Below are 12945 nucleotides of genomic sequence, written 5' to 3' on the forward strand. Positions count from 1 at the left end.
AATGGCGGGAAGCCTTGATCGGCATTCTCCACTATCTAACGAAGACACATGCGGCCGTGTCCCTGTCCTTTGACCGAGTGACGATAGCTGTCGCAGCCGACCAAACAAGCTCTCGGCATTTTGGGGTATAAGGTCGGGTCATATCTTGGTTGTGCGGAGCAGGGGCAGCATGGAACAAGCGCCGAGCCGGGCGGGGCACCCGCGAAACTTTCTTACCTATTGGACGCACCTGATCCCGAGCCTTCGACATCGCTCGTGAGAGACGCGGTGTCTACGGCCCGATACCGTCCGATACCGTCTATCGATATGTCGAGGGCCGCGTCCCGCAGCCTTCGAAGTTTTATCGTGTGGGAACGGTAGCGCTACCGACTAGGCGAATGAATTGCTGAGCGACCCGATGCCGGAAATGGTGATCTCGACCCGATCGCCAGAAACCAGGAAGCGCGGCGGAGTAAAGCCGATCCCCACGCCTGCGGGCGTGCCTGTCGCGATCACATCTCCCGGCCGCAACGTCAGGCCCGCAGAAATGGCGGCGATCAATTGTGGTATTTCGAATATGAGATCGTTGGTATTGGCCTTCTGCCGCAGTTCGCCGTTTACCGTGCATTCGATATCCAGATTGCTGCCATCGACCTCGTCGGCGGTCACGATCCATGGTCCCATGGGGCAGAACGTGTCGAGTGCCTTGCCCGCCAGCCATTGCTTGTGGTTGCGCTGGCGATCCCGCGCCGTCACGTCATTTACGATCGTGTAGCCCCATACGTGCCGCAGGGCCTCCGATTCCGGGATATTCCGGCCCGACTGCCCGATGATCACCGCCAGTTCGGCCTCGTAGTCGACGGCCTGCGTGGCCTCGGGATGCATCTCCACGACGGCCCCGGGCCCTACAACGGTGCTTGGGGGTTTAGAGAAAATCGCGGGATATGGGTCGATTTCCTTTCCTTTGACCGCTCCTGCCTCAAAGCCGCTCCCCGCGAATTCCTTCGCGTGCTCGAAATAATTCTTGCCGACGCAGAAGATATTGCGATCGGGAACTATCGGCGCGAGGAGCTTGACTTCGGAAAGCGAAATTCCAGGTCGACCTTTTGCGTCGAACGTGAATCCGGAAACGGAAAAACGGATCAGATCCGTCATGTTGGACAGATGATCGTCGAGCGGGTGAATAACGTTTGTGGCTTCGTCGACGACGCCGAGCAAAGTTTTTTGATCGACGACGAATCTTGCTACTTTCATTTTTTGCATCCTCTCATACGGTGTTGTTCGCAGGTCACTCTGCTTGAGATCTTGGAGCCTGCGGAATTCCGATTTCGGAAGACGAAGGCTCTCGGAGATTTCGGCGATTACGTCGACCGCGGTGGGTTTCTTTGCCCGGCTGTCACGCGGCTTCAGTGCATCGGGGATCCGCGGCTTGGCAATGAACCGAGCTTATGGCGCCTTTCCGATCTGCGGACCGAACCGTCCGAGCGGCGTCCCGCGGACAGTCCAATAGAAGGTCGTCGTCGCCAGCCGGCGGATAGAAAATATTCGTATGTGCCGTCTTGGCTGCCGAGCACGTTGGTCAGATTTTAGAAGACCGGGCTCCCGACGGGAATAAGCGCATTTTCAAGGGTATAACTTATAGCATCGCACTCTTGCAGCGATCGTTTTGCATGTTGATTCCGGAATCTCCGCGCTACAGATTTGAGCGGAATTCTTGCGCCAGCGATCTCGTGACTGCACCGCTGCCACGACCAGCAATGAACGGCAAATGGGCTCATTCGGCGTGCGAACGGAGATTTTCAATGTCTGACTTAAGTTCCGGCCCGGCGAACTCGCTGCTCGCCAAGATGGCCGCTGGCGAACGGGCTGTCGGCATGATCGTGCGCCTTGTGCGCGGCGTGGAAATAGTCGCCATCGCCAAGACTGCGGGTTTCGATTGCCTACTACTGGATCAGGAGCACAACAGCTTCTCGCTGGAAACGATTAGCCAGATCTGCATCGCCAGCAATTTCGCGGGAGTGACCCCGCTGGTCCGGGTGGTCGATGCCAGTCATGCATCGATCACCAGGGCTCTCGAATGCGGGGCTCTGGGCGTCATCCTGCCGCACATCGAATCCGCTAAAGACGCTGCCGTCGCCATACAGGTCGCGAAATTCCCGCCACTCGGCCATCGCTCGATTGCGCCTTGCCTGCCGCATCTCAATTTCCGCCCTACGCCCGCAGCCGAAGCCATGCTCAGCATCAACAACTCCACAATGGTTGTCATGATGATCGAGTCGCTCGCGGCGCTGGAAGCGGTCGAGGAGATTGCCGCTGTCGAAGGCGTCGACATGCTGCTGGTAGGCGCCAATGACATGTGCAACGCTCTTGGCCTGCCCGGTGAGTTCGATCATCCAAATCTGCGTGCCGCGTTCGAGCGTGTCGCTGCGGCCTGCAAGGCAAACGAGGTGCATTTCGGAGTCGGAGGCCTCGGCCCAAGACCGGACCTGATCGAGGAAATGACTGCATTGGGAGCCCGCTATGCCACGGCGGGAGCCGACGTCACGTTCTTCACCAACGCCGCGATCGCGCAAGCGAGAAAATTCAAATGACGACCGGAGAAGGTCATGACAAAGATGGAAGCTTCAGCGTTGACTATGGACGAAGATACCTTCGTGCACACACCCCAGGATTCCGGGGTTCCGGAGTGGGCACGGGATTTCAGTGTTGCCGACCGCGTGGTTCTGATCACCGGTGGCGGGCAAGGAATCGGACGGGAGCTCGCGCGCCAATTCTCGGCGGCCGGCGCGATCGCTATTGTGGCGGACCTCAATCTCGCCAACGCCCACCGGGTGCGTGATGAGATCGTGGAGAACGGCGGTAAGGCCACTGCGCTTTGCGTCGATATCTCGGACGCGGCGTCGATTGACGATCTGGTGCGGGCAGTCGTGGCCGCGCACGGCCGGATCGATGTCCTGATCAATAACGCCGCGGTGTTCGCGACGCTCGACAAGCGTCAGTTCGAGGCGATCCCGCTCGAAGAATGGGATCAGGTGATCCGCGTCAACGTCACGGGCCCTTTCCTCTGCGCGCGCGCCGTGGCCCCAGTCATGCGTGCCGCCAGATGGGGACGGATCATCAATGTGTCGTCAGACGCGGTGCCGCGGGGAGTAAGCAACTACCTCCACTATGTGACATCCAAATCAGCGATGATCGGCATGACCAACGCAATGGCACGTGAACTCGGACCCGATGGCATAAACGTCAATTGCATCCGGCCCGGCCCAGTAGCCACCGAAGTTGAACGAGCCGTCAATCCGACGCTGAATCTTCGCCGCATGCAGCTATCGCAGCAGTGCCTGCAGCGTGGAATGGTTCATACCGATTTGGTGGGTCTGATGATATTCCTCGCCACGCCCGCCTCCGGGTTCATCACGGGTCAGACGATCGCCTGCGATGGTGGTTATACTCACAGCAGCTAGTCACCGAGCGCGCGGCATCGGCAGCCGTCGACGCGTGCGGCGAGTTGTCGGGCGACTGATGTCCGCAAAAAATGCGGGCGCCCATTGGCGTACACGCGTATTCAGTCGAGCTATTGGTTCTCCCCTGTGCAGTCACTCAGCCGACCTGAGATGCGGACGATAGCGGCCTCAACGACATGACGGCCGAATGAGGAAGGCAAAACTCAACAGGAGGGGCGTCTTTCATGCGTGATCCCCGACCCGGATTGGTTGTCGATATCTGAGTTTCATGGCAGCGACCGATGCCAGCAGCACAAGGACGCCGCTAACCGCGAATACCATTCCAACTCCCCCTTGGGCCGCTATCGCACCAAGCAAAGGACTGGAGACCCCCATCGCGAGGTCGAGACAGGCTGTATAGGCTCCCATCGCAAGCGCACGGTTTTCGACGGGAGCGCGTCTGACAACTTCGACGCCGAATCCGGGGTATACGAGCGAATAGCCGAAACCGGTCACGGCCGCTCCCGCGAGCGCAACCGCCGGGTACGGAGCCAGCCACATCAGCATTTGACCCAGCGCCTCGACAGGCAGCGAGTAGAGTGCGAGGTTTGCCCCGCCGATGCGGTCTGCAAGATGGCCGAACAGGATACGTGCCAACATCAAAGACCCCGCGAAGCAAGAGACGGCCAACCAGCCGGACTCCCACCCTCGTTCGGCAAACAATAGAACCGCGAAGGTGATAACAGCTCCGAAACCGACACTGCTGAGGGCGGCTCCAATGCCTGGTAACCACACCGCGGACAGCACCGCACGCAGCGACCCCTGCTGGCGCGGAACCGTTGCGACCGGTCTTATGGGGACGACGATCCCAATAGCGAGCAAGGGCGCGACAGTTGTGACAACAGCTATGGAAACGAACCCGTATTCGGAAAACAATGCCGTCCCAACTGGGGCTCCGGCCGCGTATGCGGCGAACACCGCCGTTCCTGCCCACGCGATTACCTTGCCAGCGTTCTGCTGTCCGACAGTACCGAAACCCCAGCTCAGCGCGCCGGTGATGATAAAGCTTTCCGCCCCACCAAGAAGGCCGCGACCTATCGCGAGTATGGACGCCGACAATACCGGTGAGCTCACCAGCAACAGCGAGACAAGGTAGAGGCATCCAGCGACAGCCGCGGCAGCGAGCCCTAATAGCACGGTCGGCTTCGAGCCGCGGCGGTCAGCGTAGTTTCCTGCCCAGAACCTCGAGAGCAGAGACGCTGCAAACTGGCTGGCCGCCACTAATCCCACTGCGATCGTACCGAGGCCTAGCTGGTCGTGGACATAAATCGGGAGAACCGGTAGCGCCAAACCTATGATCAAGAAGGCTACAAAGACGATCCCTATCAAGGGCAGCAGTTTCACCGCGACCGACGAATTCCCCGGCTGTTCGTCAAGATGGGCGAGGCGAGGGCTCATGCGACTCTCGTAACTTTCTATCGCTCGGCGAATCCAGCCACGTTAGAAACGCGACCAGGAATCCGCCGGCCAGAATCAGGCATCTGGCGGAGAACGCGCCGCCCAATGCTGCCCCCCTATAAACTTGCTCGGTGAGGAAGATCGAGGCACGGGCACTTGGCCGGTCGTTCGGACACGCGAAGGTTAGTTAGCACATGCAGCATCGCGCGATTACCCCCGCAATCCTGCAAGGACTTATGAACGGCGCAGATATATGGCCGAGGCCAGCCATGGGAATGGTATCAAGGACGGCCTCGATTTTGACGCCATCGAGAGCGCCGTACGCGTTACCGCAGTCCACGACAGCTACAATGAAGTCCAGCCCGGAGCGGCTAATCATATGATGCTCGCGCGGCGTCGTTCCCATGCACAATAACCTATTGTCGAGAGGTCGGCCGGCGGGTGCTCACGGCTGTCGATCAACACGAACGAACTAGCGAATAGCTGAGCAGGACCCTCGGATTGCCCTGGGCGTCGCGGCAAGTTGATGGATCAGTCTGCCGCGTCAATAGGTGGGCCGCTTGGCTGAGTTACGATTGTAACGCGCAGCGCGAAACTCCATTGCGAGCGCCGGGAGGACGACGAGGTTCATTTCGCTGTGACCATCCGGCATAAAGGGACAACTCGGAGCTCGAAGCCCGACTTGGCAAAGTGCCGGGCTTGGAAGAAGTTTTGACTGAAAGCGATTGACATGAAGATCGGATACATCGGTTTGGGAGCGATGGGAGGCTCCCTTGCGCGGCATCTCTTGAACTCGCACGAATTGATGGTTTGCGATCTCAACGAGAGGGCTGTCGCAGATTTTGTGGGAATGGGAGCGACGGCGGCCTCGACCGGAGGAGAATTGGCGCGCGCTTGCGACATCGTGATGCTCTGCCTTCCCCGCACATCGAACGTCCGCGAGGCGATTTTCAGTTCAGGCGGCCTGCAAGACGGGATTACCGCAGGGAAGCTCGTCGTCGATCAGACCAGCGGCGTACCTCAAGAGACGGCTGAGATCGCAAGTCGCCTGGAGAAGCTCGGCGTCTTGATGCTGGATGCTCCTGTCAGCGGAGGGATTCCCGCCGCGCAGTCAGGCACGGTGTCGATCATCGCTTCGGGACCAGACGCGGCGTGGGAGATGGCCGCTCCGGTCCTCAACGCCATGAGCTCGAAGGTTTTCCGCTGCAGTGATCGCATTGGCGACGGTCAAGCTCTGAAGCTTGTCAACAATGCCATGGGGGCGTGCTATCGGATGGTGGTTCTCGAACTTGCCGCCCTAGGGCTCAAGGCCGGACTTTCGCTCGGCGAGATCACTGAGCGCCTCAACGCGGGCGACGGCGCCAACTTCACCACCAAGAAGATGTTGGTTGCCAAGTTGGAGGGTAAGGCCTCCACGGACTTCTCGCTCGCCCTCATGGTGAAGGATCTTAACGAGGCATTGGAACTCGGACTTCAAACTAAATCTCCGATGCACATTACTTTCGCTGCCCGAAATATCATGCAGGTCGGCTTGAACACCCTGGGCGGGGGAGCGCGTCTGGAAGATGTTTTCCGGATCATAGGATCCCTGGCCGGTGTCGATTTCGACCGCGCTGATGCGGACTCCGATGTTGCCGCTATGCCGGAGAAAGACCGAAGTTCTGTTCTTGCCTCTATCGAAAGCGCCGTTGACGCATGCAATCACATTGCGACCTTCGAATGCGCGGCGATGGGCATAAAGTATGGCCTTATGACGAAGCCGATGAATGAGGTTCTGAACTCTGGTTCCGCTTGGAGCCTTGCATCCGAGCGGGTTCTCGGCTCGATTTCCCATGGCAAGCCTTACAGGGCGGGTAAGACCATTGAGGGGATGCTTGAGGCGTTGCGGAACGTGGCACGCTTGAGTGCCAAGTACGGCGTCCCGGCCATTGTGAGCAACGCGGTGCTTGCTACATTCGAGAGCGCGTCCAACGAGTTCGGCCACCAATCCGACATCGGGGTGATGGTCAGCGGGTTCGAACGCGCCAAGGGGCAGGGTCTTCGACTCGAAAGCGGTAGCCCAAAATAGTCAGAGCCGGTGGAATATCGCACGCCCCGACGAAATCCGATTTTCCCCGCATATGCTGTCCCGCCGCTTTCGCATGCGATTGGCGACTCCTTCGGTTCATTGTGCGGGTGTGAGACAAAGACGAAGGAGTTCATCTTTGCGCCTGGCGTTAAGATCGTGGGCGAATGTCGGTATTAATGGGGCGTCCGGGCTAAAGTAAGCTAGCCATCTCGGAGGCAGGTTAGATGCAGGTCACGTTTTCACACGCCCACGCGTTGGCGACCGACGTTTTGATCAAACATGGAGTGAATCCCCAGCATGCCAGGATTGTGTCGGATCATCTGGTCGACGCGGCCGCTGCCGGTCACGCGTTCGCGGGCTTGCCCCGAGTCCTGGCAATTGTCGAAAACCTCAAACAGAGGCCACCGGCAAAGCCGATAACCGTGACCGTCAAATCTCCGAATTCCGCAGTTGTCTGCGGGGGAGGGACCAATGGTTATGTCACTTCGTTGGTGGGCATCGATAAGGCCCTTGAACTGGCCGTGCAGAGTGGCGTGGGTGTTGTCGGCGTTACCGACACCTGGTTCAGCGGCCGCCTTGCCTATTATGTGGAGCGCGCTGCGCGCAAAGGCTTCATCGCCATGCACACTGCAAACACGATGGCGAGGGTCGCGCCCACGGGCGGCATTGACCGGATATTCGGCACCAATCCGGTCGCCTTCGCCTTCCCCGCGGACCCGGATCCTCTGGTCGTGGATTTTGGAACCGGCATGACAACTTGGGGCGATGTCCTTTTACGCCAAGAGCTTGGAAAGCGGTTGGAACCTGACGTGGCCGTCGATCTGGAGGGCCGTCCGACAGTCGACCCGACAGAAGCACTCGTCGGTGCGTTCATGCCGTGGGGTGGACACCGCGGATCCGGACTCTCCCTCGTGGTGCAAGTGCTCGGCATCCTGTGCGGGAGCGCGACCATTGTCGAAGAAGTGTCAGACTGTGGGTTCTTCTTCCTGGTGTTCAATCCGGAGCTTCTGATGCCGCTTGGTCAGTTTCGAGCGTCGGTGACAAAGCTCATCGATCAGATTGAGGCTTCGCGCCCCGCCGCCGGGATATCCAAAGTTCGAGTACCCGGCAGGTCTAGCGCAGCGAAACGCAGAGAGGCGCAAATCGCGGGTACCATTGAGGTCGACGACGCGATCTTCGAGGCGCTGGACCGCATGAGACGGGAACACGCGGAGGCGTGACAAGCATTCGGGCAGACCTATCGATCGGTCTAGGTCGCCGGTCAATCAGGGGTCGGAATGTCGTGAACGAAGTGGCACGGAGGAGTGAGAGAATGCGACTGAAGGACAAGATCGCGATCGTTACGGGAGGTGCCTCCGGCATCGGCAAGGCTATCTCAGACCTCTTCGCCGCGGAAGGTGCAGCGGTGGTCCTCGCTGACAAGAACGAGGATGCCATCCCGGAGGCAGTTGAATCGATCAAACAGGCTGGGGGCAGAGCTTCCGGTTCGGCAGTCGACGTGACCCAGCGCGATCAACTCGCGGAATTCATGGACAAAGTGGTGGCCCAGTACGGTCGCATTGACATCCTGATCAACAACGCCGGCGTATCACGGTATCGTCCGTTCGCCACCACGACGAGTGAAGATTGGGACATCGTTCTGGATGTCGATCTCAAAGGGGTATTCTTCTGCACGCAGGCGGTTGCGCCACATATGGTGCGCCAGAACTATGGACGCGTCGTCAATATCAGCTCTGCGCTAGGCACTGGAGCGGCCCCGCACAAGACCGCGGGATCTCCTGGTGGAAGCGCCGCCTATGCATCGGCGAAGGCCGGGGTCATCATGCTCACGAAGACGTTGGCGCGCGAGCTCGGCCCGAGCGGAGTGACGGTCAATTGCATCGCGCCCGGCAGCTTTCTCACCCCGTTCTCCGCGTCGACACGAACACCCGAAGAGGTTCAGGAACACCTGCAGCACCGCAAGAGCACGGTGGTGCTGGGTCGTTTGGGAACTCTGCAAGAGCTCGCGGCACCTGTCCTTTTCTTCGCTTCCGACGACTCCAGCTATGTCACAGGGCACACGCTGTTTGTCGATGGGGGCCGTTCCGACCGCATGTGACTGAGGTCACGGGTTCAACACCGACATACGCGGCACCAAAGTGCCAGAGGAGAAATTTGATGTTGTGGACCGTATATTGCCTTGACAGGGCGGACACCGCCGAGGCGAGGGCAGAGCACCTGACGGTGCACCGGGAATACCTCGATCAATTCAAATCGAGGATATTCTTTTCGGGCCCACTCCAGAATGACGACGCGTCTGTGGCCTTGGGAAGTCTTTTCATTCTGAACGTCCCGGCTCGGGTGGGTGCTGAAGATTTCATCTCCAACGAGCCATTCTACAAAGCAGGTATCTTCGAAAAGATCGCCATCTACAGGATGCGGAAGGGCAGATACAATCCGGATCTGGTCGACATCGTCTGAAAGCGCGCTTCCCTGAGCGGCGCTTGAAGCGGGACGAATAGCAGGAGTTGACGATGAGACTCTTTTACCAAAGCTTCGGCGTCTCTCGGGGGTCCCGAGACGGCCTATATGCGCAGGCGCTCAGAAGGATCATTCAAAAGGCTGCCGCTTCCGGCACTGAGATCACGGTGGATGGACTCAGTCCTCATCGGGCTATCGCGGACCAGTACCGCTATCTCGAGCTGTTGGACACCGTGGAAGTGACGGAGAAGGGTCTGCAGGCGGAGAAGGACGGCTACGACGCCTTTCTAGTCGGAAACATTTTCGAGCCCGGGGTGCATGAACTCCGTGAGCTTCTGAATATTCCGGTCCTCGGCCTGCGTGAGTCATCTATCCATGTGGCTTGCCTCATGGGGGCGTCGTTTTCTCTCATCAACGTCAATCCCAAGTTCGTGCCGCGGATCATGGAAGGGGTCCGCAACCAAGGGGTCATGTCCCGATTGGCATCCGTCGAAACCATGACGGTCGAGAGACCGGGCGTGTTCGATCTCGCCCTCCGAGATGACGACGCGAGGGCGGAGGTTGTCCGTCAATTCACCGAGGCGGCCAACCGCAGCATCGAAAAGGGAGCCGAGGTCTTGATCCCGGCTGGCGGCAGTCTGATGACGGTTCTGACCGAGGCGGGCATCCACGAAGTCAATTCCACGCCCGTGCTCAACGGGCCGCTCGCACTCGTGAAGACCGCCGAGCTGGCGGTCCAAATCAAACAGCTGACGGGTGTCTTTACCAGCAAGCGCATGACGTACGCGCCCCCGACCGGGAAACTCTTGACCGACATCAGGAATGCCTACGGTCAGCATGTCTACCCAGGAGCGACCTAACTGGAGGCAACCGCGCAGCGTGTGAAATTTTGACGGACGCCGTATTCACGTGTGCATTGTGGCATCTCGCTGATTGGCGACCAGCTAGCGGCAGTGCTTGCGATCAGGCATTTTTCGACGCGAGAGGAGAACGGGGTGGGGGAGGCAATGGACGAACTCAAATTGGATAGGGCGTTCGTTCTAGTAGTCGAGAACGGCAGCTTTTCGGCCGCTGCCCGGCATCTAGGCACATCTGTGACCTCCATCGCTCGGCAGATCAATCGCCTCGAAGCGACGCTGGGTGTCCGGCTGCTCAACCGCACGACTCGGCGGCAATCCCTCACCGAGGTCGGCCATCTATATTATCAGAGGCTAACCGAACTAATCCGCGAGATTGACGACGTAAAACGGGAAGTCAGCGGCTACCAAAATACAGTCAAAGGGCGGCTGCGTGTGCATCTCAGGATTTCCGTTGGAAACGCAGTGATCGTTCCGGCGCTGAAGGACTTTCTTGCCGAGAACCCCGAAGTCATGATCGAGGTCACGCTGACGGACGAGCGCGCCGACCTCGTTGGGCTCGGGATAGACGTCGCGGTGTGGCTCGGCAACCTTGAGGATTCAAGTTTGATAGCGCGCCGCCTGAGCCCGAGCCGCCGGGTTCTCTGTGGCAGTCCGGGATATCTGGAAAGGAGCGGTCATCCCACCGCTCCGCAAGACCTCGTCAAACACAATTGCCTTGTCTTTCGGGCGAAGAATTACGACAACCGCTGGCGCTTCACCAAGGACGCGACCACAGTGGAAATACCGGTATCTGGGAACCTCCAGACGGATAGTGGCGCTGCGCTGTTCACCAGCGCAATGAGCGGTCTCGGCTTGGTCATTATGCAGGAGTCGACCGTCAGGCAAGCCGTTAGAAAGGGCGATCTCATACCTCTCCTGACGGATCATGAAGTAAGTCCTACCGAGTTCGACACCGCCCTTTACGCGGTCTACCCGAGCAGCCGGAAAGTTTCTCCCAAGACGCGCGCGTTCTTGGACTTCCTGGTAGCCTTGTTCCGTCATCACGACGAGCGTCCCGCCTGAGCGATGTCGCCGGAACCGGACATTTCCAGCCCGTAGAATCTCGCGGCGGTCCGCCAGAAGAGATCGTCCCGTTCTGTCTCTGTCGCTCCTGCCGCCAGCCGTTTCATCGCGTTCCAACCGGTGCCATAGGTGTGGCTCTTCCGGTCGGCGGGATAGTTGCTCTCGAACATGCATCGCGAGGTTCCGAAAATCTCAATGCACGTCTCCATCCATGGTCGCCAAGCCGTGCAAAGTTCAGCCGAGTCAGGCCGTCTTCCACATTCCGAATGGGTGAGACCTGAAATTGGCATTCCGAGACCACCAAGCTTGATCGCGACGTTGTCGCAAGCCGCCAGTTCGCGCAACGCCATGGACCACTCGGCAAAGACCTGCGCATGACGGCCCGAATAGCCTCTGGTGCCCAAGATGCCTCCACAGTGATCGACGACGATCGGAATATGCGGAAAGGACCTTGCCAACGCCGTCAGGCCGTAAATTTGATGGTAGTAAAGCCAGGCGTCGAACCGGAGGCCGTACTTCGAGAGCTTGGCGAATCCGGCCCGGAAACGGGCGTCCTCAAGCATGTCGGGAGTCGACGGATAGGCGCCGTTGAGCATTTCCTGGTCGGCATCCCAGGCGGCGATGTGTCGAACACCGCGCAGATTTCCCCGATGAGGGCCGCCGGCAGCGCGGACATGCTCCCCGAGAACCTCTTCGACGCTTTCGCCCAACATCAGATCGGCGTGGCAGACAATTCCCGCGCAAACCTGCGTTTGGCATTCGGGATCGGCCGCGCACGCGTCCGCAACGCCTTTGGCGAACTCGGTTTCACCGACAGGACGCATCGCTTCCGGACCCCGGTCGCGGTACATCGCGTGGGCCTGGACGAACACCGTCGCCGCCACGTTGTGTCCACTTGCGAGATCCGCTTTGAGCTCGTCGAGCAGATAGCGAAGGTTTGGTCTGTCATAGAGGTGATGGTGGGCATCGACGATCGGCAGTCCGGGATCGATCGGCTCCTCGTCCTTCAGATGGCAGTCTGGATGCGCGCGGCTCACGGAGCAGGCCCTGGCGAGGGAAATTCAGGATCGTCGAGTTCCGTCGCGATCGATCCCGGGATTCCTAGCTCGAATGCATTCAGCGTCACCGATACAAGGCAGTAATAGCCGACGATCGCCACCAGCTCGACCATTCCCCGTTCCTCCAGGCGCTGAACGCCCTGATCGTAAAGCGCGCGGAGGATCCGACCGGTCGAGACGAGGCACAACGCGATATCGTGTACGAGGCGCTCTTCGTCGCCAGTCCCCTCGGGCCGACGCCGAGCTGCCACGTCGGCGATGACGTGCGGGTTCAGCCCCGCTTCCAACGCCAGGCGCTTGTGTGCCGTCCATTCATGATGGGACGTCCAATGCCTGGCGCAAACAAGGATCGCGAGTTCCGACAGACGCGGATGAAGTGTGGTGTCGTACCTGAGAAGCTCGCCGAGCCGCTGTGCCCTGCGCGCGAGTTCCGGATTTCTGAGCCAGGCGATCATCGGGGCGGGCACGCGTCCCCGTTTCCCGGCGATTGCTTCCGCGCTGACTTCGGACTGCGCGGCGGTCATCTCGTCATCCGACAATGCTTCGAGGCGAGGCATGAG

13 protein-coding genes are annotated in these 12945 nt (G+C 59.5%); 9 read left to right on the forward strand and 4 right to left on the reverse strand.

The genetic code is table 11. The annotated features are described in order from the left end of the window. Window positions 1-369: 369 nt before the first annotated feature. Window positions 370-1233 (reverse strand): fumarylacetoacetate hydrolase family protein, encoded by an 864-nt coding sequence (locus MESS4_RS30785; RefSeq protein WP_006339925.1) that lies wholly within the window; start codon window positions 1231-1233, stop codon window positions 370-372. Window positions 1234-1649: 416 nt separating this feature from the next. Between MESS4_RS30785 and MESS4_RS30790 the strand changes: the two genes are divergently transcribed. Continuing rightward, complete coding sequence (locus MESS4_RS30790; RefSeq protein ID WP_244441249.1) at window positions 1650-2570, forward strand: aldolase/citrate lyase family protein; 921 nt, start codon at window positions 1650-1652, stop codon at window positions 2568-2570. Window positions 2571-2585: 15 nt separating this feature from the next. Next, entirely contained in the window at window positions 2586-3440 is an 855-nt protein-coding gene (locus MESS4_RS30795) for an SDR family oxidoreductase (protein ID WP_006339927.1), read from the forward strand. Window positions 3441-3662: 222 nt separating this feature from the next. Here MESS4_RS30795 and MESS4_RS30800 read toward each other — a convergent pair whose 3' ends face one another. Beyond that, a complete protein-coding gene (locus MESS4_RS30800; protein WP_006339928.1) occupies window positions 3663-4877 on the reverse strand; it encodes an arabinose transporter in 1215 nt (404 codons plus the stop codon). Between the two features lie 253 nt (window positions 4878-5130). Between MESS4_RS30800 and MESS4_RS33860 the strand changes: the two genes are divergently transcribed. From MESS4_RS33860 to MESS4_RS30835, 7 genes are all read left to right on the forward strand, one after another. Next, window positions 5131-5292 (forward strand): hypothetical protein, encoded by a 162-nt coding sequence (locus MESS4_RS33860; RefSeq protein ID WP_006339930.1) that lies wholly within the window; start codon window positions 5131-5133, stop codon window positions 5290-5292. Between the two features lie 315 nt (window positions 5293-5607). Beyond that, on the forward strand, window positions 5608-6945 hold the full coding sequence (locus MESS4_RS33865) for an NAD(P)-binding domain-containing protein (RefSeq protein ID WP_006339931.1): 1338 nt from the start codon (window positions 5608-5610) through the stop codon (window positions 6943-6945). A gap of 224 nt (window positions 6946-7169) precedes the next feature. Further along, window positions 7170-8165 (forward strand): Ldh family oxidoreductase, encoded by a 996-nt coding sequence (locus MESS4_RS30815; protein ID WP_006339932.1) that lies wholly within the window; start codon window positions 7170-7172, stop codon window positions 8163-8165. A 92-nt stretch (window positions 8166-8257) separates the two neighbouring features. Further along, window positions 8258-9043: a glucose 1-dehydrogenase gene (locus MESS4_RS30820; protein WP_006339933.1), complete on the forward strand. Its 786-nt coding sequence runs from the start codon at window positions 8258-8260 to the stop codon at window positions 9041-9043. 59 nt (window positions 9044-9102) lie between these two features. After that, the gene (locus MESS4_RS30825; RefSeq protein WP_036242657.1) at window positions 9103-9405 is read left to right on the forward strand and encodes a YciI family protein; all 303 of its coding nucleotides are present in this window, start codon (window positions 9103-9105) and stop codon (window positions 9403-9405) included. A gap of 53 nt (window positions 9406-9458) precedes the next feature. Further along, a complete protein-coding gene (locus tag MESS4_RS30830; protein ID WP_006339934.1) occupies window positions 9459-10265 on the forward strand; it encodes an aspartate/glutamate racemase family protein in 807 nt (268 codons plus the stop codon). A 147-nt stretch (window positions 10266-10412) separates the two neighbouring features. Further along, window positions 10413-11327 carry a LysR family transcriptional regulator gene (locus tag MESS4_RS30835; protein WP_036242710.1) on the forward strand — a complete coding sequence of 305 codons (915 nt, stop codon included), beginning with the start codon at window positions 10413-10415 and terminating at the stop codon, window positions 11325-11327. On the opposite strand, the gene MESS4_RS30840 is transcribed toward MESS4_RS30835, so the two are convergent. After that, complete coding sequence (locus tag MESS4_RS30840; RefSeq protein WP_006339936.1) at window positions 11306-12364, reverse strand: amidohydrolase family protein; 1059 nt, start codon at window positions 12362-12364, stop codon at window positions 11306-11308. The genes MESS4_RS30835 and MESS4_RS30840 overlap by 22 nt on opposite strands. Continuing rightward, window positions 12361-12942: a carboxymuconolactone decarboxylase family protein gene (locus MESS4_RS30845; protein ID WP_006339937.1), complete on the reverse strand. Its 582-nt coding sequence runs from the start codon at window positions 12940-12942 to the stop codon at window positions 12361-12363. The genes MESS4_RS30840 and MESS4_RS30845 overlap by 4 nt, the downstream gene beginning before the upstream one ends. Window positions 12943-12945 lie beyond the last annotated feature (3 nt).

Origin of the sequence: Mesorhizobium sp. STM 4661 (assembly GCF_000359125.1) — a bacterium.
Classification (GTDB): Bacteria; Pseudomonadota; Alphaproteobacteria; order Rhizobiales; family Rhizobiaceae; genus Mesorhizobium.

Excerpts from the sequence above, each read along its gene's own strand:
- MESS4_RS30785 (WP_006339925.1), bottom strand. The coding sequence starts at position 1,233 with ATGAAAGTAGCAAGATTCGTCGTCGATCAAAAAACTTTGCTCGGCGTC.
- MESS4_RS30790 (WP_244441249.1), top strand. The coding sequence starts at position 1,650 with ATGTTGATTCCGGAATCTCCGCGCTACAGATTTGAGCGGAATTCTTGC.
- MESS4_RS30795 (WP_006339927.1), top strand. The coding sequence starts at position 2,586 with ATGACAAAGATGGAAGCTTCAGCGTTGACTATGGACGAAGATACCTTC.
- MESS4_RS30800 (WP_006339928.1), bottom strand. The coding sequence starts at position 4,877 with ATGAGCCCTCGCCTCGCCCATCTTGACGAACAGCCGGGGAATTCGTCG.
- MESS4_RS33860 (WP_006339930.1), top strand. The coding sequence starts at position 5,131 with ATGGCCGAGGCCAGCCATGGGAATGGTATCAAGGACGGCCTCGATTTT.
- MESS4_RS33865 (WP_006339931.1), top strand. The coding sequence starts at position 5,608 with ATGAAGATCGGATACATCGGTTTGGGAGCGATGGGAGGCTCCCTTGCG.
- MESS4_RS30815 (WP_006339932.1), top strand. The coding sequence starts at position 7,170 with ATGCAGGTCACGTTTTCACACGCCCACGCGTTGGCGACCGACGTTTTG.
- MESS4_RS30820 (WP_006339933.1), top strand. The coding sequence starts at position 8,258 with ATGCGACTGAAGGACAAGATCGCGATCGTTACGGGAGGTGCCTCCGGC.
- MESS4_RS30825 (WP_036242657.1), top strand. The coding sequence starts at position 9,103 with ATGTTGTGGACCGTATATTGCCTTGACAGGGCGGACACCGCCGAGGCG.
- MESS4_RS30830 (WP_006339934.1), top strand. The coding sequence starts at position 9,459 with ATGAGACTCTTTTACCAAAGCTTCGGCGTCTCTCGGGGGTCCCGAGAC.
- MESS4_RS30835 (WP_036242710.1), top strand. The coding sequence starts at position 10,413 with ATGGACGAACTCAAATTGGATAGGGCGTTCGTTCTAGTAGTCGAGAAC.
- MESS4_RS30845 (WP_006339937.1), bottom strand. The coding sequence starts at position 12,942 with ATGCCTCGCCTCGAAGCATTGTCGGATGACGAGATGACCGCCGCGCAG.